This is a genomic window from Streptomyces sp. NPDC050423, assembly GCF_040655445.1.
Taxonomy (GTDB): Bacteria; Actinomycetota; Actinomycetes; order Streptomycetales; family Streptomycetaceae; genus Streptomyces.
Genome location: NZ_JBFAJY010000007.1, coordinates 174033 through 198722, shown reverse-complemented (window position 1 = coordinate 198722; position 24690 = coordinate 174033). Strand labels below are relative to the sequence as shown.

Annotated in this window: 19 protein-coding genes; 1 reads left to right on the top strand and 18 read right to left on the bottom strand. The window is 68.8% G+C overall.

Annotated features, from left to right (window positions below):
- Nucleotides 1–242: 242 nt before the first annotated feature.
- Nucleotides 243–3506 (top strand): S8 family serine peptidase, encoded by a 3264-nt coding sequence (locus AB0I52_RS08380; protein WP_363070207.1) that lies wholly within the window; start codon nucleotides 243–245, stop codon nucleotides 3504–3506.
- A 100-nt stretch (nucleotides 3507–3606) separates the two neighbouring features.
- Here AB0I52_RS08380 and AB0I52_RS08375 read toward each other — a convergent pair whose 3' ends face one another.
- The 18 genes from AB0I52_RS08375 to AB0I52_RS08290 all read right to left on the bottom strand — a co-directional run bounded on the left by AB0I52_RS08375 (nucleotide 3607) and on the right by AB0I52_RS08290 (nucleotide 24687).
- Nucleotides 3607–4884, bottom strand: a complete 1278-nt coding sequence (locus AB0I52_RS08375) for a thymidine phosphorylase (RefSeq protein ID WP_363070185.1) — start codon at nucleotides 4882–4884, stop codon at nucleotides 3607–3609.
- A gap of 124 nt (nucleotides 4885–5008) precedes the next feature.
- Nucleotides 5009–5431 carry a cytidine deaminase gene (locus AB0I52_RS08370; RefSeq protein WP_363070183.1) on the bottom strand — a complete coding sequence of 141 codons (423 nt, stop codon included), beginning with the start codon at nucleotides 5429–5431 and terminating at the stop codon, nucleotides 5009–5011.
- A complete protein-coding gene (locus tag AB0I52_RS08365) occupies nucleotides 5428–6717 on the bottom strand; it encodes an ABC transporter permease (RefSeq protein WP_363070181.1) in 1290 nt (429 codons plus the stop codon). The genes AB0I52_RS08370 and AB0I52_RS08365 overlap by 4 nt, the downstream gene beginning before the upstream one ends.
- Entirely contained in the window at nucleotides 6714–7829 is a 1116-nt protein-coding gene (locus AB0I52_RS08360; protein ID WP_363070179.1) for an ABC transporter permease, read from the bottom strand. The genes AB0I52_RS08365 and AB0I52_RS08360 overlap by 4 nt, the downstream gene beginning before the upstream one ends.
- Complete coding sequence (locus AB0I52_RS08355) at nucleotides 7826–9412, bottom strand: ABC transporter ATP-binding protein (protein WP_363070177.1); 1587 nt, start codon at nucleotides 9410–9412, stop codon at nucleotides 7826–7828. The genes AB0I52_RS08360 and AB0I52_RS08355 overlap by 4 nt, the downstream gene beginning before the upstream one ends.
- A gap of 258 nt (nucleotides 9413–9670) precedes the next feature.
- The gene (locus AB0I52_RS08350; RefSeq protein WP_363070175.1) at nucleotides 9671–10711 is read right to left on the bottom strand and encodes a BMP family ABC transporter substrate-binding protein; all 1041 of its coding nucleotides are present in this window, start codon (nucleotides 10709–10711) and stop codon (nucleotides 9671–9673) included.
- 138 nt (nucleotides 10712–10849) lie between these two features.
- A complete protein-coding gene (locus AB0I52_RS08345) occupies nucleotides 10850–12079 on the bottom strand; it encodes an amidohydrolase (RefSeq protein ID WP_363070205.1) in 1230 nt (409 codons plus the stop codon).
- A 254-nt stretch (nucleotides 12080–12333) separates the two neighbouring features.
- Nucleotides 12334–13092 (bottom strand): twin-arginine translocation signal domain-containing protein, encoded by a 759-nt coding sequence (locus tag AB0I52_RS08340; protein WP_363070173.1) that lies wholly within the window; start codon nucleotides 13090–13092, stop codon nucleotides 12334–12336.
- Entirely contained in the window at nucleotides 13089–13580 is a 492-nt protein-coding gene (locus tag AB0I52_RS08335) for a hypothetical protein (protein WP_363070171.1), read from the bottom strand. The genes AB0I52_RS08340 and AB0I52_RS08335 overlap by 4 nt, the downstream gene beginning before the upstream one ends.
- Before the next feature lie 11 nt (nucleotides 13581–13591).
- Nucleotides 13592–15829 (bottom strand): glycoside hydrolase domain-containing protein, encoded by a 2238-nt coding sequence (locus AB0I52_RS08330; protein WP_363070169.1) that lies wholly within the window; start codon nucleotides 15827–15829, stop codon nucleotides 13592–13594.
- Nucleotides 15830–16058: 229 nt separating this feature from the next.
- Nucleotides 16059–17315, bottom strand: coding sequence for an ABC transporter permease (locus AB0I52_RS08325; protein ID WP_363070167.1), 1257 nt, complete (start codon nucleotides 17313–17315; stop codon nucleotides 16059–16061).
- Nucleotides 17312–18025 carry an ABC transporter ATP-binding protein gene (locus AB0I52_RS08320; protein WP_363070165.1) on the bottom strand — a complete coding sequence of 238 codons (714 nt, stop codon included), beginning with the start codon at nucleotides 18023–18025 and terminating at the stop codon, nucleotides 17312–17314. Before AB0I52_RS08320 ends, AB0I52_RS08325 begins: the two co-directional genes overlap by 4 nt.
- Nucleotides 18022–19332 (bottom strand): peptidoglycan-binding protein, encoded by a 1311-nt coding sequence (locus tag AB0I52_RS08315; RefSeq protein ID WP_363070163.1) that lies wholly within the window; start codon nucleotides 19330–19332, stop codon nucleotides 18022–18024. Before AB0I52_RS08315 ends, AB0I52_RS08320 begins: the two co-directional genes overlap by 4 nt.
- A gap of 345 nt (nucleotides 19333–19677) precedes the next feature.
- On the bottom strand, nucleotides 19678–20646 hold the full coding sequence (locus tag AB0I52_RS08310) for a hypothetical protein (protein WP_363070161.1): 969 nt from the start codon (nucleotides 20644–20646) through the stop codon (nucleotides 19678–19680).
- Between the two features lie 290 nt (nucleotides 20647–20936).
- The gene (locus AB0I52_RS08305; RefSeq protein ID WP_363070159.1) at nucleotides 20937–21416 is read right to left on the bottom strand and encodes a hypothetical protein; all 480 of its coding nucleotides are present in this window, start codon (nucleotides 21414–21416) and stop codon (nucleotides 20937–20939) included.
- 512 nt (nucleotides 21417–21928) lie between these two features.
- Nucleotides 21929–22537, bottom strand: coding sequence for a hypothetical protein (locus tag AB0I52_RS08300; protein ID WP_363070157.1), 609 nt, complete (start codon nucleotides 22535–22537; stop codon nucleotides 21929–21931).
- A 144-nt stretch (nucleotides 22538–22681) separates the two neighbouring features.
- Entirely contained in the window at nucleotides 22682–23740 is a 1059-nt protein-coding gene (locus AB0I52_RS08295; RefSeq protein WP_363070155.1) for a hypothetical protein, read from the bottom strand.
- Between the two features lie 11 nt (nucleotides 23741–23751).
- Entirely contained in the window at nucleotides 23752–24687 is a 936-nt protein-coding gene (locus AB0I52_RS08290; protein WP_363070153.1) for an N-acetylneuraminate synthase family protein, read from the bottom strand.
- Nucleotides 24688–24690: the final 3 nt, after the last annotated feature.

Below are 24690 nucleotides of genomic sequence, written 5' to 3'. Positions count from 1 at the left end.
GAACCTCGCCCCCCACCCCTTCCCGTGATCCGTCACCCGTGACCAAGGAGCCTGCCATGGGGTACGCCCATGAATACGCCGACGCGATCCTCGCGGAACCGGAGCCGACCGCCCAGTGGCCCCCTCGGGGGCCGCCTGATTCTCCAGGGGGAGAGTTGCGCAGACACGTCAGAAAAGCGTGTGTTTCGACCGTCGCCACGGCAGCCGCCGTGGCGCTCGCGGCCGGGTTGACCACCCCGGCCATGGCCCGCGACAGCAGCCCGTCAAGGTCGGCGGACGGCCCGTCCGGCGCCCGGCACCAGCTGACGCTCATCACCGGCGACCGCGTCACGGTGGACGCCAAGGGCCAGGTCGTGAGCTTCCGCCCCGCGGCGGGACGCGAGCACATACCCGTGCAGCGTCAGATACGCGACGGGCACACCCTGCTCGTCCCGGCCGACGCACACCGGCTGATCGGTTCCGGAAAGCTGGACCCCCGGCTGTTCGACGTCACGGAGCTGAACCGGGCGGAGAACCGCAGGGCGCAGAAGTCGGGCCTGAAGCTGATCGTCGCCTACCGGGGCACCGGGGCCACGGCCGCGAAGGCCGAGATCCAGGACGCGGGCGCGACCCGGGTCGGGCCCGTGCTGAAATCGCTGAACGCCCAGTCCGTGGCCACCCCGCGGGAAGACGCCGCGGCCGTCTGGCAGGCGCTCACCGCCAGGCCCTCGAACAGCGCCCAGCGGACCACGGCCACCGGGATCGACCGGGTGTGGCTGGACGGTGTGCGCCGGGCGAGCCTCGACAAGAGCGTCCCGCAGATCGGCGCCCCGACCGCCTGGAAGGCGGGCTACACGGGCAAGGGCGTCAAGATCGCCGTCCTGGACACCGGTGCGGACGCCACCCACCCGGACCTCAAGGGCCAGATCCTCAAGTCGAAGAACTTCTCCGGGACGCCCGACGCGCTGGACCACTTCGGCCACGGCACCCATGTCTCCTCGATCGCGGCCGGTACGGGTGCGAAGTCGGGCGGGAAGTTCAAGGGTGTGGCCCCCGACGCCAAGCTCCTTGAGGCCAAGGTGCTCGACGACGACGGCTTCGGTGACGACTCCGGCATCCTGGCCGGCATGGACTGGGCGGTCGCGCAGGGCGCCGACGTCATCAACCTGAGCCTCGGCGGCACCGACACCCCGGGCATCGACCCGCTGGAGGAGGCGGTCAACAAGCTCTCCGCCTCCAGCGGCGTGCTCTTCGCCATCGCGGCGGGCAACGAGGGCGACGAGGCGGGCACGGTCGGCTCCCCCGGCAGCGCGGACGCCGCGCTGACCGTCGGCGCGGTCGACGACCACGACCTGCTGGCGGACTTCTCCAGCCGTGGACCCCGGGTCGGCGACAGCGCGATCAAGCCCGATGTCACCGCTCCCGGCGTGGACATCACGGCGGCGGCCTCACCCGGCTCCGAGATCGACAAGGAGGTCGGCCAGAACCCGCCGGGGTATCTGACGATCTCCGGTACGTCGATGGCGACCCCGCACGTCGCGGGCGCAGCGGCGCTCCTCAAGCAGCAGCACCCCACGTGGAAGTACACCGAGCTCAAGGGTGCGCTCACGGCGTCCACGAAGCCGGGGAAGTACACCCCCTTCGAGCAGGGCTCGGGCCGGATCGCCGTCGACCGGGCGATCGCCCAGTCCGTCGTCGCCGACCCGGTCTCGGTGAGCTTCGGCCTCCAGCAGTGGCCGCACACCGATGACGTGCCGGTCACCAAGCAGGTGTCGTACCGCAACCTCGGTACGACCGATGTCACGCTCGCGCTCACCGTCCAGGGCACCGGCCCGACGGGCAAGCCGGCCCCGGCCGGCTTCTTCACCCTCGGCGCCACCAAGGTGACCGTCCCGGCGGGCGGCACCGCCCAGGTGCCACTGACCGTGAACACCAAGCTCGGCGGCTCGGCCGTCGGCGCCTACTCCGCGTCCCTCGTCGCGACCGGCGGCGGGCAGACCGTCCGCACCGCCGCCGCCGTCGAGCGCGAGCGCGAGTCGTACGACCTCACGCTCAGGACCATCGGGCGCGACGGCAAGCCGGCCACGTTCACCACGGGCGACGTCTACGGCATCGGCGGCGCCGCGGCCGGCCTGTGGGACTCGCCCGAGGTCGTCGACGGCATGGCGAAGCTCCGCGTCCCCAAGGGCGGGTACGTGCTGAACTCGGCCGTCTACATCGACCCGGAGGATTTCGACAAGGGCATCGACTGGCTCACCCAGCCGTACCTGAACGTCACCAAGAACACCACGGTGACCTTCGACGCGCGGCTGGCCAAGCCGGTGAACATCACCGTTCCGGCCACCGGTACGAAGTCCCTGCTCGCTTCGCCCGACCTCCAGTTCGAGACCGCGGACGACGCCTACGGCTACGGCTGGCTGCTCGACTCGTACAAGCCGCTGCGCACCGCACACATCGGCCCGAAGGCGACCGCCGTCCAGCTCTCGCAGCACTGGTACGGCACTTGGACCAAGGGCGGCGCGACCCGGTACGACATCGCGGTCGGCGGCCCGGTGAGCCGGGCGGCGACCGGCTACCACCGCGCGTTCAGCAGCGGTCAGCTGGCCAGTTTCACGATCCGCGCCGGTACCTCCGTCAAGGGCAAGACCGGCGACGTCTCCGCGTCGGGCTATCTGCCCGGCTCGTTCGACGGCTGGGCGGCCATGACCACCCAGAAGCTCCCGTCGACCACCACCGCCTATGTGTCCACCGCCGACCAGGTGCAGTGGGGCTTCTACTTCAACCAGAACGGCGCGCTCGACGAGGACGGCTTCCCGCAGACCGACGCCTCGTACTCCCTCGGCGCCCCGCAGACCGTCAAGGCGGGCAAGGCGTACGCGAGGACCGTGAACACCGCGGTGTTCGGCCCCTACCTCAACGCCGACTTCGGGGTCTTCCGTGAGGGCAACGACCTCACGGGGTCGCTGCCGCTGGTCGCCGACGGCCACCGGAACGTCGGCGACTCGACCTACAGCCCGGTGAAGACCGTGCTGTACCGCAACGGCAAGGTGCTCGTCAGGAACGACGACCCGCTGGCCGGCGAGAACTCCATCACCGTGCCGGCCGCGGCAGCCGACTACCGGCTGACCACGTCGGTGCGGCGCGGCGCCGATGTCGCTTCCGTCTCCACCCGGATCGACGCGAGCTGGACCTTCCGGTCCGGCCGGACCAAGGGTCTCGCCGCGCTGCCGGTGTCCATGGTCCGCTTCACGCCCGACGTGGCGCTGGACAGCACGGCCAAGGCCGGGAAGACCGTCTCGGTGCCGGTGACGGTGCAGGGCGCCGCCGCCGGGAAGAACCTCAAGTCGCTGACGGTGTACGTCAGTTACGACGCCGGTAAGACCTGGAAGAAGACGGCGGTCAAGAAGGGCAAGATCTCCGTGAAGAACCCGGCCAAGAAGAAGTCACTCTCCTTCAAGGCCGATGTCACGGACAAGAAGGGCAACAAGTCGTCGGTGGCGATCTATGACGCCTACTTCGGCAAGTAGCCGGTGACCGGCGGAATACAGCCGGCGCCGACCGCATGAAAGCGGCCCGCCGGGACGGTGAGACACCGTCCCGGCGGGCCGTTCGCGTCGGCGCCCGCGGTTACGCGATGCGCTCGCGCACCACCGGGGTGGCGGTGAACGGCGTGCCCGACGGGGCGATGTCGTACGAGTCGGGCAGCGCCTTCAGTGCGTAGTCGAACTTCTCCGGGGTGTCCGTGTGCAGCGTCAGCAGCGGCTGGCCGGCCGTCACCGTGTCGCCGGGCTTGGCGTGCAGTTCGACGCCGGCGCCCGCCTGCACCGGGTCCTCCTTGCGGGCGCGGCCCGCGCCGAGGCGCCAGGCGGCGACGCCGATCTCGTACGCGTCCAGGCGGGTCAGTACGCCGGAGGACGGGGCCGTCACGACGTGCTGCTCGCGGGCGACCGGGAGGGTGGCGTCCGGGTCGCCGCCCTGGGCGGAGATCATCCGGCGCCAGACGTCCATCGCGGAGCCGTCCGCGAGGGCCTTCTCCGGGTCGGCGTCCTTGAGCCCGGCCGCGTCCAGCATCTCGCGGGCGAGGGCCAGGGTGAGGTCGACGACGTCCCTGGGGCCGCCGCCGGCCAGTACCTCGACCGACTCGCGGACCTCCAGGGCGTTGCCCGCGGTCAGGCCGAGCGGGGTGGACATGTCGGTGAGCAGCGCGACCGTCCGCACTCCGCTGTCGGTGCCCAGGGCGACCATGGTGGAGGCCAGTTCGCGGGCGTCCTCGATCGTCTTCATGAAGGCGCCGGAGCCGACCTTGACGTCCAGGACGAGTGCGCCGGTGCCCTCGGCGATCTTCTTGGACATGATCGAGCTGGCGATCAGCGGGATGGCCTCGACGGTGCCGGTGACGTCGCGGAGCGCGTACAGCTTCTTGTCGGCGGGGGCGAGGCCGTCGCCCGCCGCGCAGATGACCGCGCCGGTGGTGTCGAGGACGTTCAGCATCTCGGCGTTGGTGATGTGGGCGCGCCAGCCGGGGATGGACTCCAGCTTGTCGAGGGTGCCGCCGGTGTGGCCGAGGCCGCGTCCGCTGAGCTGCGGCACGGCGGCGCCGCAGGCGGCGACCAGCGGGGCCAGCGGCAGGGTGATCTTGTCGCCGACGCCGCCGGTGGAGTGCTTGTCGGTGGTGGGGCGGGAGAGCGCGGAGAAGTTCATCCGCTCGCCGGAGGCGATCATGGCGGCGGTCCAGCGGGCGATCTCCGTGCGGTTCATGCCGTTCAGCAGGATCGCCATGGCCAGCGCGGACATCTGCTCGTCGGCGACCTCACCGCGGGTGTACGCGTCGATGACCCAGTCGATCTGCTCGGGGGTCAGCTCGCCTCGGTCCCGCTTGGTGCGGATGACGGAGATGGCGTCCATGTCCTGGAGTCCTTCCGGCCGGTACGTACGCATGAGTCCCGTTGACTCTACGCGCATAGAGGATATGAGCGCCGCCGGGCGGGCAGGTTTCCCGGCCCGCCCGGCGGCGGTGGGGCGTGCGGCGCTATCCGAGGTGGGACGGTCCGAACGCCTGCGGGAGCATCTCGTCGAGGGTGCGGAAGCCGTCCGGGGTCTCCAGGACGAGCTCCGGCCCGCCGAACTCGTACAGCAGCTGCCTGCACCTGCCGCACGGCACCAGGATCTCGCCCGCCCCGTCCACGCAGGTGAAGTGGGTCAGCCGGCCGCCCCCGGTCGCGTGCAGCTGGGAGACCAGTCCGCACTCGGCGCAGAGCCCGATGCCGTACGAGGCGTTCTCGACGTTGCAGCCGACGATCGTGCGGCCGTCGTCGACCAGGGCGGCGACGCCGACCGGGTAGCCCGAGTAGGGCGCGTACGCCCGGGACATGGCGTCCCGGGCCGCGGTCCGCAGGGCGTCCCAGTCGGCTCCCGCCACGGCGGTGGCGCCCGCTCCGGCGGTGGGCGTCACTTGCCCTGTCCCTTGCGGTAGCGCATGCCGTCCGCCTTCGGCATCCGCAGCCGCTGCGCGGAGAGCGAGAGGACGAGCAGTGTGACGACGTACGGGGTCGCGCTCACGAACTCGGTGGGCACGGTGTCCGTACCGAGGTACCAGACCAGTACGGCGGCGGCGATGACCGCGCTGACTGCGCCTTGCACGAAGCTCTTGCGGTAGAGCTTCCAGGCCGCGAGGACGGCCAGCACGACCACGAGCAGCAGGAGCAGCGCGTGGACGGACTCGCCGCCGTTGCGCAGCTGGAGCGCGTCGGCGAAGCCGAACAGGCCCGCGCCCATGGCGAGTCCGCCGGGCCGCCAGTTACCGAAGATCATCGCGGCGAGACCGATGTATCCGCGGCCGCCGGTCTGTCCCTCGTTGTAGATGTGCGAGGTGACCAGGGAGAGGAAGGCGCCGCCGAGACCGGCCATGCCGCCGGAGATGATCACCGCGATGTACTTGTACGTGTAGACGTTGACGCCGAGCGACTCGGCGGCCACCGGGTTCTCGCCGCAGGAGCGCAGCCGAAGGCCGAAGGCGGTCTTCCACAGGACGAAGAACGTCACGACGAAGAGGAGCACGGCGACGATCGTCAGCAGCGACAGGTTGGTGACCAGGCCGCCGAGGACGCCGGCCAGGTCGGAGACGAAGAACCAGTGGTGTTTCTCGACGGTGTGCAGCCAGTCGGAGAGGCCCGGGACCGTCACCGAGGTGATGTCGTCGGCCGGTGGGGACTGCTTGGGTGAGCCGCCCCTGGCCGCCGCGTCGCCCGAGTTGAACCAGAGCTTGGCGAAGTAGGTGGTGAAGCCGAGCGCCAGGATGTTGATGGCGATGCCGGAGATGATGTGGTCGACGCCGAAGGTGACGGTCGCCACCGCGTGCAGCAGCCCGCCGAGCATTCCGCCGATGACACCGGCGAGCACGCCGAGCCAGGGGTTGGTCTGCCAGCCGGCCCAGGCACCGAAGAAGGTGCCCAGGATCATCATGCCTTCGAGGCCGATGTTGACCACGCCGGCCCGCTCGGCCCAGAGGCCGCCGAGACCGGCGAGGCCGATCGGCACGGCCATCGAGAGGGCCGCGCTGATCTGTCCGGCCGAGGTGACGTCCTGAGCGCCGGTGATGGCGCGCACGGCGGACAGCGCGAGCAGCCCGCCCGCGATGATCAGGAGGATGACGGGGAAGGAGAGGCGGGTGCGGCCGCCCTTGCCGCCGGAGACCTTGGGGGCCGCGGGGGGCGGGGTGGAAGTCGCCGTGACGGTCACGCCGACACCTCCTGCTGGTCGGAGTTACGGGCGGCCTGTGCGGCGAGTTCCGCGCCGACCTTGCTCTGCTGGCGCTTGAGTCCGTAGCGGCGGACGACTTCGTAGGCGATGACGACGCACAGGACGATGACGCCCTGGATCACGCCGACGATCTCCTTGTCGTACCCCTCGAACTCCAGCTTTCCGGTGCCGCGTTCCAGGAAGCCCCAGAGCAGCGCGCCGAGCGCGATGCCGACGGGGTGGTTGCGGCCGAGGAGGGCGATGGCGATACCGGTGAAGCCGATGCCGACCGGGAAGTCGCCGCTGTACTCGTAGCTGTCGTTGAGCAGCGTGGGCATGCCGATCAGGCCTGCCACGGCGCCCGAGATGAGCATCGAGGTGACGACCATCCTCTTGACGTTCACACCGCTGGCCTCGGCGGCGGAGCCGGACTGGCCGACGGTGCGCAGGTCGAAGCCGAACCGGGTGCGCGAGAGCGTGAACCAGTAGGCGACGCCCGCGACGACCGCGACCACGATGAAGCCCCAGACGGGCGTCGGGGTGGTCGGGAACGTGAAGAAGTGCGAGGACTCCGGGAGCGGCTTGGTGGAGATCTTGGTGCCGGCCTCGTCGAGGTGGCCGAGGCGGTTCTGCTGGAGCAGGTAGCCGATGATCGCGGTCGCGATGGAGTTCAGCATGATCGTCGAGACGACCTCGCTGACGCCCCGGGTGACCTTGAGGACGCCGGCGATCCCGGCCCACATCGCGCCGACGATCATCGCGGTGAGGATGATCAGCGGGATCTGGAGGGCGCCGGGCAGGGTCAGCGCGCCGCCGACCGCCGCGGCGAAGAACGCGGCGAGGCGGTACTGGCCGTCGACGCCGATGTTGAAGAGGTTCATCCGGAAGCCGACGGCCACCGCGAGACCCGCGAGGTAGTACGTCGTCGCCTTGTTCAGGATGTAGACCTGGCTGTCCGACTTCACCCCGTAGTCGAACATGATGCCGAAGGCGCTGAACGGCTCCTTGCCGGTGGCGGCGAGCACGAGTGCCGTCACCAGGAAGGCGACCACGATCGCGAGTACGGGGGCCGCGATGCCCAGGAGCAGCCGCTCCTTGTCGATCTTCTTCATCGGTCCTCTCCCCCGTCCCGGGGGTCGGTGTCGTCCGTGGTGGGGGCGGCGGATCCGCCGTCGCCCTCGGGCGCTTCGAGGTGACCCTCGGCCGCGCCCGTCATCGCCGAGCCGAGTTCCTCCGGGGTGACGGTCGCGGGGTCGGCGTCCGCGACGAGCCCGCCGCGGTACATGACGCGCAGGGTGTCGGAGAGCCCGATCAGCTCGTCCAGGTCGGCGGAGATCAGCAGCACGGCGAGTCCCTCGCGGCGTGCCTCGCGGATCTGGTCCCAGATCTGGGCCTGGGCGCCGACGTCCACGCCCCGGGTCGGGTGCGCGGCGATCAGGAGCTTGGGCGAGTGGCTCATCTCGCGGCCGACGATCAGCTTCTGCTGGTTGCCGCCGGAGAGCGAGGCCGCGGTGACCTCGGTGCCGGGGGTGCGCACGTCGTACTCGCGCACGATCCGCTCGGTGTCGGCGCGGGCGGCCTTGGGGTCGAGGAAGACGCCCTTGCTGTTGGGGCGCTCGGTGACGTGGCCGAGGATGCGGTTCTCCCAGAGCGGGGCCTCCAGCAGCAGTCCGTGCCGGTGGCGGTCCTCGGGGATGACGGCCATGCCGTCCTCGCGGCGCTTGCGCGTCGGGGTGCGGGAGATGTCCGCGCCGTCCAGGGCGAGGGTGCCCTCGTCGAGCGTGCGCATGCCCATGATGGCGTCGACCAGTTCGGACTGGCCGTTGCCCTCGACGCCGGCGATGCCGAGCACCTCGCCCTTGTGGATGGTGAAGGTGATGCCGTCGAGCACGGCGCGCACCACTCCGTCCGGGTCGGTCGCGGTCAGCCGCAGCCCGTCGACGGCCAGCATCGGTGTGTCGGTGACGGTCGACTCGCGGGTCTCCGGCGACGGCAGCTCACTGCCGACCATCAGCTCGGCGAGCTGCTTGGCCGTGGTGTGCTCCGGGTCGGCGGTGCCCACGGTCGTCCCGCGCCGGATGACGGTGATCTCGTCGGCCACCGACAGCACCTCGCCCAGCTTGTGCGAGATGAAGATGACGGTCAGGCCCTCGGCCTTGAGCTCGCGCAGGTTGTCGAAGAGCGCCTCGACCTCCTGCGGTACGAGGACGGCGGTGGGCTCGTCGAGGATCAGGGTGCGGGCGCCGCGGTAGAGGACCTTGAGGATCTCCACGCGCTGGCGGTCGGCGACACCGAGGTCCTCGACCATGGCGTCCGGCCGGATGCCGAGACCGTACGAGTCGGAGATCTGCTTGATCTTGGCGCGGGCCCGGTCCCCGATGCCGTACAGCTTCTCGGAGCCGAGTACGACGTTTTCCAGGACGGTGAGGTAGTCGGCGAGCATGAAGTGCTGGTGCACCATGCCGATGCCGCGGTCGATGGCATCGCCCGGGTTGGAGAACGTGGCCTGTTCGCCGTCCACCGCGATGGTGCCCTCGTCCGGCTTCTGCATGCCGTACAGGATCTTCATGAGCGTGGACTTGCCGGCACCGTTCTCGCCGATGAGGGCGTGGACGGTGCCGCGGCGCACGGTGATGTCGATGTCGTGGTTGGCCACGACCCCGGGGAACCGCTTGGTGATGCCGCGGAGCTCCACGGCATGAGGACTGCTGGACGCGTTGATGGCGCACTCTCCTTGACAGGAGCGGAGGGCGGAGGCGGTGGGGTGCCGATTGCGGGGGCGGAAAAAGGTACCGCGCCCGAGCGGGCGCTACGCGCGTAGCGCCCCCGAATCGTTGGCCACCTGTTCACAGGTGGCGTACCGGGGCCGGTGACCCCCGTCGCGGGGGTACGTGAATCGGGGCCCGGACGAGCAGCCGAAGCCGCTCGCCCGGGCCCCGATCGACGGGCCGGATCAGGTCGTGGACTTGACCTTGATGGTGCCGTCGACGATCTTCTTCTTCGCGGCGTCCAGCTGGGCCTGGATGTCCTTGAGGTGGTCACCCGTGGTGGTCAGGCTGACCCCGCCCTTGGCCAGGGAGTAGGTGTTCGTGCCGGTCAGCGGCTTGCCGTCCTTGACGGACTTGACCAGGTCGAACACACCGGTGTCGACGTTCTTGACGACCGAGGTCAGGATCGTGTCCTTGTACTTCGCCAGCGCCGGGTCCAGGGCCTGGTCGGAGTCGACACCGATGGACCAGGCGCCCTTCTTGCCCGCGACGGCCTCGATCGAACCGGCACCCGAGCCGCCCGCGGCGGTGAAGATGACGTCGACGCCCTTGTCGAGCATTCCCTTGGCGGCTTCCTTGCCCTTGTCGGGGCTGCCGAAGCCGGACAGGTCCGAACCGGTGGACAGGTACTGGATCTGCACCTTGGCCTTCGGGTCCGTGTCGGTGACGCCCTGCTGGAAGCCGGCGGCGAACTTCTTGATCAGCGGAAGGTCCACACCGCCGATGAAGCCGACCTGGCCGTCCTTGGACTTCAGCGCCGCCGCGACACCGGCGAGGTAGGAGCCCTGCTCCTCGGTGAAGACGATCGAGTCGACGTTCTTCACGTCGGAGACCGAGTCGACCAGGCCGAAGCTGATCTTCGGGTACTTGGGGGCGATCTTGTCGACCGCGTCCTTGTAGGCGAAGCCCACGGCGATGACCGGGTTGTAGCCGCCCTCGGCGAGCGACTGCAGCCGCTGCTCACGGTCGGCCTTGGACTCACCGTTCTTGGCGGTGAGCTCCTTCGTCTGGGCGTCGAACTCGGCCTTGGCCTTGTCCAGGCCGCGGGCCGCGGAGTCGTTGAACGAGTTGTCGCCCCGGCCGCCCACGTCGTAGGCCATGCCGATCTTCATCCCGCCCTTTTCGGAGCCGGTGGACTCGTCGGACGAACTGCCGCACGCGGTGGCGGTGAGAGCGAGCGCCGCAGTGATGGCACACGCGGCGGTGATCTTGGATACCGGGCGCAAGGGAAGGCTCCTTCAAACCTGACCGAAGCGCCTCTGCCGGCGCTGGTTTCGCGGCGATCGTAACGCGCGTAGATGTCAGATAAAGCCCTGTACGGAAGCCGTTATCGGATCGTCGCGAACCGGGGGTGACCTGTCCGGTTACAGATGATTACCGTCCAGCAACGCAGAGGCGGTGAAGAGCTCCACGCCAACGGTGATCGCCTCCTCGTCGGCGTCGAAGTTGCCCCGATGCAGGTCCAGACCACAGGTATCGCCGGGTGTACGCACTCCGAGCCGTGCCATCGCGCCCGGGACGTGCTCCAGGTACCAGGAGAAGTCCTCTCCGCCCAGGCTCTGTTCGGTGTCCTCGATCGCATACGATCCGCGGCGGGCGGTCATGGCCACGGTGAGCAGATCGATCGCGGCGGCGTCATTGACCACGGGCGGGACGCCCCTGATGTAGTTGATCACCGTCTTGGCCCGGTGCATTCCGGCCACCTCGTCGATCGCGGCGTGCACCAGATCGGGGGCGGCCCGCCAGGCCGCCAGGTCCAGGCAGCGAACGGTGCCCGACAGCTCGGCGTGCTGCGGGATCACGTTGCAGGCGTGCCCGGTCTCCAGCCGCCCCCAGGTCACCGCGAGGCCGGCCCGCGCGTCGACCCGGCGTGCCAGCAGCGCGGGGACCTCGGTGGCCACCCTGGCGGCGGCGGTGACCAGGTCGGTGGTCAGGTGCGGGCGGGCGGTGTGGCCGCCGGGCCCGTCCAGGGACAGCTCCAGCCGGTCGCAGGCGGAGGTGATCGCCCCGACCCGCAGCCCGATCCGCCCCACGTCGACCTTCGGGTCGCAGTGCACCCCGATGATCCGGCCGACGCCCTCCAGCACCCCCGAATCGATCGCGTCGGGCGCCCCGCCGGGCAGCACCTCCTCGGCCGGCTGGAAGATCAGCCGCACCGGGTTGGGGAGCAGCCCCTGCCGGTCCAGCCCGGCGAGCACGAGGCCGGCGCCGAGCACGGTGGTGGTGTGGACGTCGTGCCCGCAGGCGTGCGCCCGGTCGGGCACGGTGGAGCGGTAGGGGACGCCCGCCTTGGTGTCCGGGATCGGCAGCGCGTCGATGTCGGCCCGCAGCGCCAGCATGGGCCGCGTGCTCTCGCTCCGTGTCCCCACGTCACACATGAGCCCGGTCCCGGAGGCGAGCACCCTGGGCTCAAGACCCGCCAGCTCCAGCCGGGCCTTGATGGCCGCGGTGGTGCGGAACTCCTGATTGCCGAGCTCGGGGTGCATGTGCAGATCGCGGCGGAAGGCGATCAGCTCGGCGCGCAGCGCTTCTGGCAGCGTGCCGGGCAGCACCGGGCTCCCGGCCGGATCAACATCGGACTCGCGGGACTTCAACTGGTTCACCCGTCGAAGGGTAGGCCCCTTGCCACACCAACTGGCCACAGATCAACAAAAGTTCAGCCGCATAGACGAACTAATGACGACGAGAAAGTGAGTGATATCCATGAAAGGTGGGTAAACTGCGCCGCCGCATCGGCCTGTCCTGGCGCGGAAGGCCTGCCTTCGCGCGCGGCCGGGCAGCCCGGGTCTCCATGCGGTGCACGAAACCCCCAGCTGCCCGGCCCGTCGCCGAATCAGCGAAGCCGCGACTACACGGAGGCCCGCTGCTCGCGGGTCAGTGCCCTGGCAGCGCTGCGGCGCTCGGCGGACTGCACGTCCACCGGTCCGCCCGCCCCCTTGCCGGGCAGCTCGCTCCATCCGCGGAGCTTGCGAGCCACCGTGTCAAGCAGCTGGTCACCCGGCTTCACCGCCAGGTAGAACAGCGACTCGTCGGGCCGTTTGTCGTCCCCACCCCAGCGCACGACACCGTCCAGCTCGGCAAGGATGTCGCGGACCACGGCCTCCTGCTGCGGGAAGTAGCCGCCCTTGGCACCGAGCGGGTGGTGACCCGGCCGGATCTGCACGGCGGTTCCCGACGCCTGGTTGGCCTCGGCCAGTCCGCGGCGCACCTCGCCGGGGCGCCGCCAGCCGACCACATCGCCCGCGCGCAGGACGTCCACCTCGTAGTGGAAGCGGCGGATGAGGTGCACCAGCACGGTCTCCACATCGCCGATCCGCACAGTGACGCCCTTGATGGGCGTACCGGGGACCGGGCGCGTCCAGACGGCCCCGCCCCGGTCGGTGGCCAGCTCCATCTCCCATCCGTTGGGGCTGGGTCTGCCGTGGCGGGTGCGCTTGCCCCGCTCGACGGCGCGGCGGGCCGCGTCTCTGACGTGCTTGGGCTCGATGTATGCGCCTGCCGCGTGGGCGGGCGAGGCGAGGTACTGGGAGAAGGGCAGCGATACAGCTGCCGTCGCGCCCGCGATCACGGTGGTCCGGGCGAGGAAGGTACGGCGGGATATGTTCACTGATGCCTCGTCTCTCTCTTGAATTCCTTGGTGACCCGGCGCTCGGACTCCAGCGCGCTGAAGCCGCCCAGCACAACGGCGGTGAGGGCGAGGGCCGCCGCTGCGGGATTGACGTAACCGGGCACACCCGCCGGATACGTGGTGCCTGTCGCGACGTGGCAGCCGAGCCCCAGAGGGATGTAGGCCGGCCGGTAGGAGTCGATCTCCATCACGTGGGCCGGGCCCACGGCCTCTTTGCACGCGAGGTCCCGTCGCGTCTCGTCGAGCAGCGCCAGGTGCAGGGCGCCCCAGACGTAGAGGGCGGCGGCACCCGCTGCCGCAAGGGCGGCAACCGAGCGGAACAGCACCAGCGACCCCGAACGTCTGACTCCGTTGCGGGCCACCGATACGCAGGCGTAGACACCGAGCACGCCGGCTACGAGCACCCCGATGAGGATGACGAGGCCCAGGGCGAGCACGCTGTGTCCGGAGTACGGGTCACTTGGCATGATTATTCCTATTACATCCGGGAAAGGGTGTCGTACTTCTCGAAGATCTGATAGAGCGCCATGCGCTTCGTCGCGTGCTCTTCGGCCTCGTTGCCCCAGCCCTGGTAGCGGCGCAGGACCTCGAAGATCTCGTACTGGGTGTAGTTCAGGTTCATGGCCCGCAGGGTGGTCTCCCCACCGGGCCCGTTGTTGCCGCCGGGCTTGCCGCCCGCGTCCCACAGGTGGATGAGGGAGACAGTCTTGACGGAGTAGGCGTTGTCCTGGTTGATCTTGTGCCACATGGTCCAGATGTCGGGGTCCTCGGCCGGGTCGAGCACGGTACCGCTGACGAGACCCTTCCCGATGCAGTAGTTCCAGGCGCGGATGCCGACATCGCCGCTGATCTGGGCGATTCCGGTGGAGGAGTCCCGCAGGGGAGTCATGCCGCCCCCGACTCCGGTGTGGTAGTAGGCGACTGCAGCGTCCACGCCCAGGTCGACCACGTCGTAATGGCGCATCTCCCAGTACGCACTGGTCTGGATCAGCGCCTTGCGCATGTTGTATTGGTGCGACAGATCCGTGATCAGCGCATCGTGGGAGAGGATCGTGTCAAGGCACTCGGTGTGCGTGAAGATGCGCTTGACGTCCGAGTTGGCGAAGCCGATCGACTGCATGTACGAGCCGATGTTGTCGTGCAGCGTCTGGTAGTAGCCCATGGCGAAGGCGGCGTCGGGCCCGTCGGTCCGTGGTGCGTTGAAGGACCCCTCCCCGATGTCGCGGCCCGAAGCGATGTTGTGGTCAACGTTGATGGCACCGTCGCCCGTGCCGAGGGTCCGGGTGACGACCTGGTCATAGGCCCAGTTCGGCGGCAGCGGGTAGCCGTAGTTGCCGGAGAAGCCGCTGGACATGTCGGAGACGAAGCTCGCCGTGGCGTGGCCGGCGTCGGATACGCGGATGCACACGTTGCGGGGGCCGTAGACACCGACCCGGTAGGGGTTCCCCGATATCGCCAGTGCGTCCTGGATGCCCTTGAAGTAGGGCAGGATGCTGTCAGTGACCTCGTAGTCGTACGCATCGAAGTCGACCGCGAAGAAGATACGGGCACCGGTCTTGAATCCGTGGCGTTCGGCCGCGTTGACGGCGGCGAAACCATCGGCATTCCCGGACGGATAATTGAATCCGTCAGCATCCCGCCCGTACGTCTGGTAAATCGGGTAGCAGCGAAGCCCGTTGTCCGCGATGGTCTGGAGTTCGCCGGGCTGGATCTCCTTCTCGGGGAGGGAGGTCGTGCTGGGGTTGAGCAGATAGCGCCCGACGTACTTGACGCCTTCGGACTTCAGGGTTGCCGCACGGGCCGGCGTGATCTTCGTGATCCCGTCACAGGCCTCACCCCTGCGGTCCTGGTCACCGTAGGAGACAAGCAGGGATGCCCAGGTGGGGAAATCACCCTTCCCGGTGACCGCGAGCTTCACAAAGGTCTGGAACGCGGCGGTCTCCCCCGCGAGGGCGCTGCCGAAGGAGCTCGAAAAGGCCACCGCCGAACGGCCGTTGAGGATCATCGCGGCACTGAAGAGCTGCACCCAGACGCCACTGGCGCCCTCGGCGAGCGTGTGGTCCGCGAGGCCGGATTTGGTTCCCGGACCGAAGTTGCCGTTGGCCACGCCATCGGCCATGCCCAGTTCGAACTGGACGGCGTACAGCATGGACTGGGACACGGTCCGGGAGTGGTGGCCGTCGCAGGGGATGACGTAGAAGTCCTTCCGCAGGACGTACTTGCCGTTCAGCCACTGCTGAACGGAGCGGATGGCACTCGACCCGCCGCTGACGGTGACGTAGGCGTCCATGTTGAACAGACCCTTGACGACCTTCGGCCACAGGGCGCTGCCCGGATAGGTGACGCTCAGGCCCATGTCCGCGTTCAGCTTCGTGACGGCGGCCTGGACACGGGAGTTGTAGGTGCCGTCGATTTCGCCGCCGTCGTAGCCCTTGCAGTACAGGGCCGACTGGATGATGCGGGCGAAGTTCGCGGAAGGAATGGTGGAGGCATCCAGCTTCCCGTACTTCTCACCGATCGCGGCCAGTGTGGCCGGACCGAAGGAGTCGGAAAGGCTGGAGATGCCCATTTCGTACTGCAACGCCCGGGTCAGGGCGTACATCGTGGTCCAGCCGGTGAGGCCGTTCTCGTCCAGCTTGGGTATTCCCAGCGTCGCACCGTTGCCATAGGTCGTATTCACGAACCTCTGGGCAATGCGAACCATTTCGTCGGCCATGCGCTGCCTCTTGTCTTCTGAGTTCGAATTGAAAGGAGTCGACAGACGGAACGATCATTACACAGAATCAATCTCCTGTGAATACTCGTCAATTTACCTGCAGGAAACGTGAGTTGGAACGTTCTTGAATCGTTCGGCGTCCAGAACTGCACGTATCGGGGCCGGCCGCCGATCGAACCGATCCGGGAGACTCTACGAAAAGGACAGGGTTTCGGACGGGTAGATGATTTTACCGTCGGAGTGCCTCGACGGGCTGGATACGGGACGCCCGCCACGCCGGGTACAGCCCCGCAAGCAGACCGGTGGCGAGGCCGATGCACGGCGCGGCCGCCACCGTCGCCGGGTGAATCACCGGAGTCCACTCGCGGGCGAGGGCGACGACGACGACGGTGAGCACACCGAGCGAGGTGCCGACCAGCCCGCCGAGGGCCCCCAATGTCCCCGACTCGGAGAGGAACTGGGCCGTGATGTGTCTGGCCCTCGCGCCCAGGGCCCGGCGCAGGCCGATCTCCCCGGTTCGTTCGAGCACGGAGACGAGCGTCGTGTTCGCTATCCCGACGGTACCGATGAACAGGCAGATCATCGCGAGCAGGAGGAAGAGCTGATCCAGGTCCTGGGTCACCTCGGTACGCAGGCTCTTGGGGTCGGGCGGGGGTGTCGCCCTGAAGTAGCCGGGGTGGGCGGGGCTGATCGCCGACGGGGCCTCGGCGGCGATCTGGGTCGCCGCTCCGAGGTCGGTGGAGATGAGCATCCTGGCGTTGCCCGTGGGCGTGCCCCAGATCTCCCGCGCCGCGGTCCGCGGCACCACGACCGACAGCAGAAGGTCCGCTTCACGCTGCACGTCGTCGACGATGCCGATGACGAGGAACGCCTCGTCACCGACGAAGACGGCCGGCTGGGTGTCCAGCGTGCCGATACCGAGCCGTGCCGCGGTTCCCGCACCGATCACGGCGACCCGCTGCCCGGTCCTGTCGTGCCAGTCGTCGAAGATCCTGCCCTGTGACAGGCGGGGCCCGGCGGCCTCCAGGACTCCCGGGGACGCCGCGACCACCTGGATCCGGCCGCTGTCCGCGAGCCCGTCGATGGGGGCGGAGCGTACGGAGTTGCCGGCCTTCAGCTGGACCGGCCAGTACACCCCCGCGTGCTGCACACCGTTGAGACGCTCGGCACGCTCGCTCGCGTCCTGTGGGAAGGCCAGATCCACGAACTCGGTCTGTTCGTGGGCCACGTCCTCGACGGTCACCTCGGTCGCCATCAGGGCGTTGAACCGCTCGTCGATCTGAGACGACGCGGTCGCGGTGAGCCCCAGGACCGCCACGAAGGTTCCGACGCCCAGGACGGTGCCGATCGACGTGAGCGCGGACCGGGTGGGCCGCTGCATCATGCCGGCCACCGATTCGGCCACCAGGTCCCGGAAGGAGAGCCGGGACGCCTCGACCCGCCTCGTCGGCCGCAGGATCCGGACGAGCCGTTCGAGCCGCTTCATGCGGCGACCCGGTCGGTCATCAGCCCGTCCCTGATCTCCAGGGTGCGGTCGCCCCGAAGGGCCACGGCGGGGTCGTGCGTGATGACGAGCACCGTCATTCCGCTCCTGTGGAGTTCGTCGATGAGTTCGAGGATCGAGTCGGCCGTTGCCGTGTCGAGATTCCCGGTGGGCTCGTCGCACAGCAGCAGGGAAGGGTTCCCGACCAGCGCCCGGGCGATCGCGACGCGTTGTCGCTCGCCACCCGACAGTGTCGTCGGGAGGGCGTGTATCCGCGCCCCCAGCCCTACTTGTCGCAGCGCCTGTTCGGCCCTGGCCATCCGCTCGCGCCTGCCCACTCCGCGGTAGACGAGAGCCAGTGCCACGTTCTCGCAGGTGGTCCTGTGCGGCAGCAGGTGGAAGGACTGGAACACGAAACCCACGCGCCGGCCCCGCAGTGCCGTGCGGTCCCCGTCGCGCAGCGGTCCGGTATCGGTCCCGTCGAGTTCGTAGGTACCGCTGGTGTGTCTGTCCAGCAGACCGATGATGTTGAGGAAGGTGGACTTGCCGGCGCCGGACGGGCCGATGATGGTGACGAACTCGCCGCGTCGCACCACCAGATCGCAGGGCCGGAGAGCGTGCACGGGCGGCGGGCCGGGATAGGTGAGGCCGACTCCCCGCAGAGCGATGACGGGCGGGGCGGGAATGTCCGGGACCAGCGGTACGGAAGTCACTTCTCAAGCCCCCCGGCACCGGCGCCGTCGGCTCTGATCCCTATGACGACGCGCTCGCCTGCGGCCAGTCGCTGCCCGGCCGTCGGCCTCAGCTCCACCTGGCCGTCACCCGACGTTCCGGTGGTCACCTGTACGCGCCTGCGGGAACCGTCGGGCATCAGCACCGTCACCGACGTCCTGCCGTCGGTGCCTGCCGAAACCGCCGAGACCGGAACGACCAGTGCCTTTTTCCGGGTCGATGCCGCTTCGACGGTCAGACGGACGTCCTGTCCCGCCAGGTCGAGCGGCAGACTCTTCGTCGGTCTCACGACGACCGGATACCCCCTGGCGCCCGTCGTGGGCGAGGCGACGGAATCCCCGCCGGAGGAGGACTGGGCATCGATGAGGACGTCGGAGACGGTCGCCACCGTCCCCTGAGAGGTCGCACCGGTGAGCTCGGACAGGATCTCGACCTTCTCCCCCGTCTGCACCAGCCCCTTCTGGTGGGCCTGCAACGCACCGTTGATCACCAGCTTCCCGGCGGAGAGCGTCAGCACCTTGCCCGTCGACTGTGTACCGGCACGTGCGGTCACACTGTCCACACGTGCGGGAAACGACGTGAGGAAAACGAGCTCGGAGACAGGAATCGTCGGGCCGGACTTGGCCTCGGCACGGCTGAGCCGCTCCTGGGCCTTCCGGAGGTCCCCCTCGGCCCGGTCGATCTGCTTCGCCGGTGCGGACCCGGGGAGATCCTCCAGACCGCGCCGTGCGGCGACAACCTGGTCCTGTGCCTCTTCCAGGACGAGGCCCTCGTCCTGCTGCGCCGGCAACGGGGTGTAGCCGAGGTCCTCGTACAGTGCCGCGACCGCCTCCTTCGTCCGCGATCCGAAGTAACCCTTGCTGTCGCCGGTCGCCGGATGCCCCAACTTCGCCAGTGAGCTCTGGAGTTGGGCGATGTCATCGCCCTGGGCGCCGGGCTTGAGGTCCCGGTACATCGGGAGAGTTCCCTGCAGGGCGATGACCGGCCGCCCTGACACCTCCAGCAGGAGTTGCCCGGCCTTCACCGACTGCCTGGCCCGGACCGGCACCCTGGTCACGATGGCCGCGCCCGCGTCCGGACCGCTCGCGCTCGGCGTGACGTCGACCGACTGCTCGGAGGACACCGTGCCTCGAATGATCACGGAGTCCTTGAGCACCCGGTACTCCACCGGGGCGGTGATCACGCTGGGCGGCGGCGGCGCGGTGTCCGCGACCGCCTGGGCAGGCGACTTGATCACCTGGGTCGCGAGCACTCCGGCGACGGACAGCAGAACAGCCGCCCCGGCCACCCCGGCCACCCACCTTCGCCTGCGGGTAAGGCGAAGGGAAGCCTCTTGCCCGTCGGCTTCTTCCATGGCCGCCCTCCTCGATCGCTCGTCACCGCCCGCCCCTCGGTGCGCCGGAAGGGGCTGTCACACAGGGCGGACGGCATGGTGCATGCATATGAACTGAACTGTCGGGCAGAGCCGACCAAGGGCTGGCCCGTAATTGCTGGTGGAACAGCGCGCGGCGTCAGATGCGGTGCATCGCAAGGCGGAGGGACGCCCGAATACTGGATGTATTCGGGCGTTCCGACAACGCAGCGAGGTGCCGTAGCTGTCGTCGTGCGCCCGCCAGGAATTGCGGGACAGCCCTTAGCCGGCCTGCGCGATCTTGGCCGACGCTCGACGCACCAGGGAATCAAACATCTTCGCGTCCGCGACCAGAACCTCTTCGTTCCTGGAGATCAGTTCCTCCTGGATACTGGATTCAATGGCGAACCATGTTCCGGCCAGATTCACCGAGTCCTTGCAGACGACATCGGCGCTCGCTGCGGAAATCTCGGTGGGCTTCGCCGACTGCCCCTGAATGTCATCGAGCGGTTCGAGCGGAGTCCTGTACGAGTGACCGCTGCGCGCCATGCATTCCGACCACGCCTTGAGCGCCTTCTTTACCTGGGGATTCTCTTGCGAGCGCGCGAAGCTCACATTGTTGATCTTCTCGGCCATCCGCTGACGCTGTTTGATGCCGAGTTTACGCTGAGCCTCTCCCGAGCAACCGCCGGCAGGAATCACCTTGCCGTCCACCTTGGCCCCGGGCTTGGCGCCGTTGACCGGGTCCTGGTCGCCGATGAATACCTTGTTCTCGGTTTCGGACATGGGCTGCGCCTCGGCGCCTGGAGCCGCCGGGGCACCGGCACCCGGCAAGTGATAGCCGTTGATTTTCGCATTCGTCGCACTGGACACACCGTAGCGACGTACCCGATTGGCGCCGTTCTCTTTCGATTCAAGGGTGCTCTGGCTTATTTCCGGCACCTTGTACGCGTAACCGAACCGCGCCATACACACCCGGATGAACTCACCCGAGGCTGCCGCAATCCTGGCGTCTTCGCCCACTGCGGGTAGATATTTCTCGATGGGGAACGCCGGCATCTCCTGAATCCCGACCTTCGGAACGTGGTTCACCGTCGGTTGGGCGGACAGGGCGAGAGCGGCCTCGTCGGAACTGCCTGCCGCACCCTCGCCGTCCCCCGACGTACCACAGCCGGCCAGAGAGATCAGACAAGCACCCACGGCCACTCCACGGAGCACGGTGGGGCGGACGGCTTTGAGCATCCTGGTCATTTCCATTGCTTCCTTCAGAGCGCACACGCGATCCGACCGTGACGGTTCGCAAGGAAGGCCAGGTGAGGCGGCACGTCACACCTCTCCCACACCGTTCGTCCCCGATACGGAGCGGGCGCGCATGTCGACAAAGCGGAGGTTGCTTCCGTCGCGCCCTTCAGACGGTGACGACGGAAGCAACCTCGACGCTGCACCGAACAGTCGTTCAAAACGGCAACGGCTGGACACCGGTCAAAACGGCGGGAGCATCCGTTTCACAGGAAAACTCCCACCGGCCGAGACCTGGAAGGTCACGCGCTCTCGTAGAACATGTCCTGCGAGGCATTGTTGTTGTACGTACCGTTCAGGTTTCCGTACCACACGGCAGAACCCTGGTAGCCGTACGCCGGGAACGAGTCCCAGGTACCGCCCCAGCCGCTGTTGTAGTACACACGCACCACGTAGCCGGAGTAGTTGTATGCCGACGCCGCATTGTTCTTCAGCCAGGTGCCCTGACCGTTCTTGCCATCCAGTTCGAACGAGTAGCGGGCACATCCCTGCGAGGAGCACACGGTCGGGTTGGCATCATAATTGTGGACGTCCCCGAAGATGCAGCGCTTGGAGCCTGCGACGTTCGAGTTGTAGTAGAGGCCGAAGCCCGGCCAGGAAACTCCGCTGCGCCCGCACGTAACCTGAGTTCCGTCCGTGGGGGCTGCCGCTGCAGGAGTTACTGCTGCTGCAGAAAACGCCAGCGCACTCAGAGAAATCATCAAAGCCTTGCGAAACTTCATTTCCCCACCCAATCAAATAAATTAGAAATGGTAAATGAATCGAAAAGAAGTCGTCGCCGGATTTCGCCCACCCCAAGGGCTCCGCCGTCGATCCTCCCCCACTCGTTGAAAACGAGATTATCACCGGATCAAGCCCATGTCTTTACTCAGTGAATATTTTCCCAAAAGTAATTGACGCACACAATCATTCCTTATGGCCCCCTTAGGCGGGTTTGACGATTACCCCATGTGCGGCATCCGGGATATACGGGCATGAAAGGCTTGGAGTCGCTGTGAAGCGCGTGAGAGCGAGCCGCTTCCACTCACGCGCAGTAACCAGAAGAGGGCACCGCCACAGATCCGTGTGGCGGTGCCCTTGAGGTACGCGGTTGCGGCTGTTCCGTTCCAGAACGGCAAGGAGTCAGGCGCTCAGCCCGACGCCGCGGAGGGGCGAAGGCCGGGTCCGGTGCGGCGCCCCGGCCGGGACGGCGGCGGGCGGTCGTTGCCGTCGTCGCAGGAGGCCGGGACCGCCGTCAGCCCGGCAGCCCGCGGCGCATCGGAAAGAGGGCCAGTCCGATGCACACGGCTCCCGCTGCCAGCAGGTCCAGGCTCATGGCCATCATGACGATCCCGGCCAGCACCAGAAGCGGGGACCAGGCCGGGACCTCGTCCCGGCGGAAGAACGCGAGCAGGGTGACGAGCGCCAGCAGCCCGAGCCAGAACAGCATCGGCACCGCCGTGTAGACCACCGGCATCACACCGGGCACGTCCTGCACCTTCTCGAACATGTCACTCATGGCCCGGTCGTCCGCCGCGACGAACCCGACCGCCAGGTCGATCACCGCCTGCACCGCCACCGCGGCCACCCCCAGCAGCCCGGCCCCCGCCGCCACCCGGACTCCGGCCCGTCTGCCGCCACGTACCCCGTCCGGCATCCGCAGGCCCCGGAAGACCGGAACGAACGCGAGCACCCCGGCCAGGAACAGCACGTGCGCCACCGACCACCACACCCCGGGCCCGTAGTCACCCACCGCCAGCCCGGCCGACCGCACCAGCCCGTAACCGGCCATCAGGGCCGGGCCCAAGAGGAACTTCCTTGCGGCGGAGCTGCCCTGACGTCGCGTCATGTTCGTGGTCTGCATGCTTCGATGATCGACTCTGCGCGCCCCCGCCCGCTATCGGGGATGACCCCGGGCCGACCCTGGCCCGGATGCCCGCGGCACCTGAGGGTGGTCTCGGGGTCGGCGGCCGCGCGGGGTGACTTCCCGGTACACGTGCGGGCCGGCTCACGCCTCCCTGGTCACCGCCGTCGCCCGCCACGGCGCCAGCCGCTGGACGTCGCGGGCCGTCTCCGTGACTCCCGCGAGGAAGCCCTGCGCCCGTGGGGACGCCGTTTCGCGGAGCCACTCCGGGGCGATGTCGCAGACCGCGACCTTCACCTCGGTGCCGACCAGGGCCAGGGGCAGGGTGTGGACCACCGTGGAGGGGAAGCTCAGGACCGTGCGGCCGATCGGGCCGCGACGGGCGATGAGTTCCAGCGGGAGGTCGGGGCGGACGATCTCCAGGCCGGTGGCCGCTTCCAGGGCGTGGAGCTTCTCGGTGGATTCGCGGCGGTGGGCGAAGTAGCGGGTGGCGCCGTGGGTGCGGGCCAGTTCGGCGACCGCCTCCAGGTACGGGGCGCGGTCGACCACGCCCGTCTCCACCAGGGAGGTGCCGACCAGGTCCGCGCCCTTGGTGAGCAGGGGCGGGCCGAAGCGGGAGCGGGTCCAGGAGAAGGTGTTGGGGATGAGGGTGATGCCGGGCGGCGGGATCACCGGCATCGCGGTGAAGAGTTCGACCTCGCGGGCCGCGGACGGGGTGAAGCGGCGGCGCGCGGTGGCGGTGACCGGGGCCAGGGCCAGGTCGCGGGGGCTCGATCCGCCGCGGCGGTGCCAGCGGGTGAGGCGTTCGCCGCGGGTGAGCTGGGCGACGAACTCCATGGTGGCGGTGCCGTCGTCGACCACGGTGAGGCGGCGGGGCCGGACCAGGGTGAGCAGCAGCTGTACGTAGCGGGAGAACGGGTCCCCGATGACGATGTGGTCGGCGTTGCGGACGAGCCGGGTCAGGGCGCGCAGCGACTTCAGGGGGGTGCCCGAGTCGCCGCGCGCCTCCTGCCAGCGCACGGTGACGCCCTCGTCGCGGGCCAGCTCCGCCATCCGGCGCAGCTGACCGCGCGACATCGGGTCGACCGGAGGGAGGACGACGACGGTGACGTCCGCGAGGACGCGGCCGCCGCCTCCCTCTGTGTAGGCCCACTCCAGGACGTTCAGGAGCTGGACCGGGCTCTCGACGAAGGCGAGGTTCACCGGTCTGCCCGTCAGACCGCGAGCGGCTCGGCGGCCTGGGCCGTCTCACCGCTCTCCGCCACGACACCCGGGACCCGGCGGAGCTTCTTCATCGGGCCGAGCTCCGACTCGTACACCTTCTTGACGCCGTCACCGAGGGACGCCTCGATGGTGCGGATGTCGCGGACGAGGCGGGTGAGGCCCTGCGGCTCGACGGACGCGGCCTGGTCGGAGCCCCACATGGCGCGGTCGAGGGTGATGTGGCGCTCGACAAAGGCTGCGCCGAGTGCGACGGCGGCGAGGGTGGTCTGGAGGCCCGTCTCGTGGCCGCTGTAGCCGATCGGGACGTTGGGGTACTCCTGCTGAAGGGTGTTGATGACCCGGAGGTTCAGCTCCTCGGCCTTCGCCGGGTACGTCGAAGTGGCGTGGCAGAGAAGGATGTTGTCGGAGCCGAGCACCTCGACCGCGTGGCGGATCTGGCGCGGGGTCGACATGCCGGTGGAGAGGATCACCGTGCGGCCGGTGGCGCGCAGCGAGCGCAGCAGCTCGTCGTCGGTGAGGGATGCGGAGGCCACCTTGTGGGCGGGGACGTCGAACTTCTCCAGGAACGTGACGGCCTCGGTGTCCCACGGGGAGGCGAACCAGTCGATGCCGCGCTCGGCGCAGTGCTCGGAGATGGCCCGGTACTCGGTCTCGCCGAACTCCACGCGGTGGCGGTAGTCGATGTACGTCATCCGGCCCCAGGGGGTGTCGCGCTCGATGTCCCACTGGTCGCGCGGGGTGCAGATCTCCGGGGTGCGCTTCTGGAACTTGACGGCGTCGCAGCCGGCCTCGGCGGCCACGTCGATCAGCGCGATGGCGTTGTCGAGGTCGCCGTTGTGGTTGATGCCGATCTCGCCCGTGACGTAGACGGGGTGGCCGGGGCCCGCGGTGCGGTCGCCGAGGGTGCGCAGTCGGGAGGTGTTCATGAG

Coding starts and splice junctions, on each gene's coding strand:
- AB0I52_RS08305 (WP_363070159.1), bottom strand. CDS start 21,416: ATGAAGTTTCGCAAGGCTTTGATGATTTCTCTGAGTGCGCTGGCGTTT.
- AB0I52_RS08290 (WP_363070153.1), bottom strand. CDS start 24,687: ATGAACACCTCCCGACTGCGCACCCTCGGCGACCGCACCGCGGGCCCC.
- AB0I52_RS08330 (WP_363070169.1), bottom strand. CDS start 15,829: ATGGCCGACGAAATGGTTCGCATTGCCCAGAGGTTCGTGAATACGACC.
- AB0I52_RS08375 (WP_363070185.1), bottom strand. CDS start 4,884: ATGGACGCCATCTCCGTCATCCGCACCAAGCGGGACCGAGGCGAGCTG.
- AB0I52_RS08310 (WP_363070161.1), bottom strand. CDS start 20,646: ATGACCAGGATGCTCAAAGCCGTCCGCCCCACCGTGCTCCGTGGAGTG.
- AB0I52_RS08300 (WP_363070157.1), bottom strand. CDS start 22,537: ATGCAGACCACGAACATGACGCGACGTCAGGGCAGCTCCGCCGCAAGG.
- AB0I52_RS08380 (WP_363070207.1), top strand. CDS start 243: ATGGCCCGCGACAGCAGCCCGTCAAGGTCGGCGGACGGCCCGTCCGGC.
- AB0I52_RS08325 (WP_363070167.1), bottom strand. CDS start 17,315: ATGAAGCGGCTCGAACGGCTCGTCCGGATCCTGCGGCCGACGAGGCGG.
- AB0I52_RS08360 (WP_363070179.1), bottom strand. CDS start 7,829: ATGAAGAAGATCGACAAGGAGCGGCTGCTCCTGGGCATCGCGGCCCCC.
- AB0I52_RS08335 (WP_363070171.1), bottom strand. CDS start 13,580: ATGCCAAGTGACCCGTACTCCGGACACAGCGTGCTCGCCCTGGGCCTC.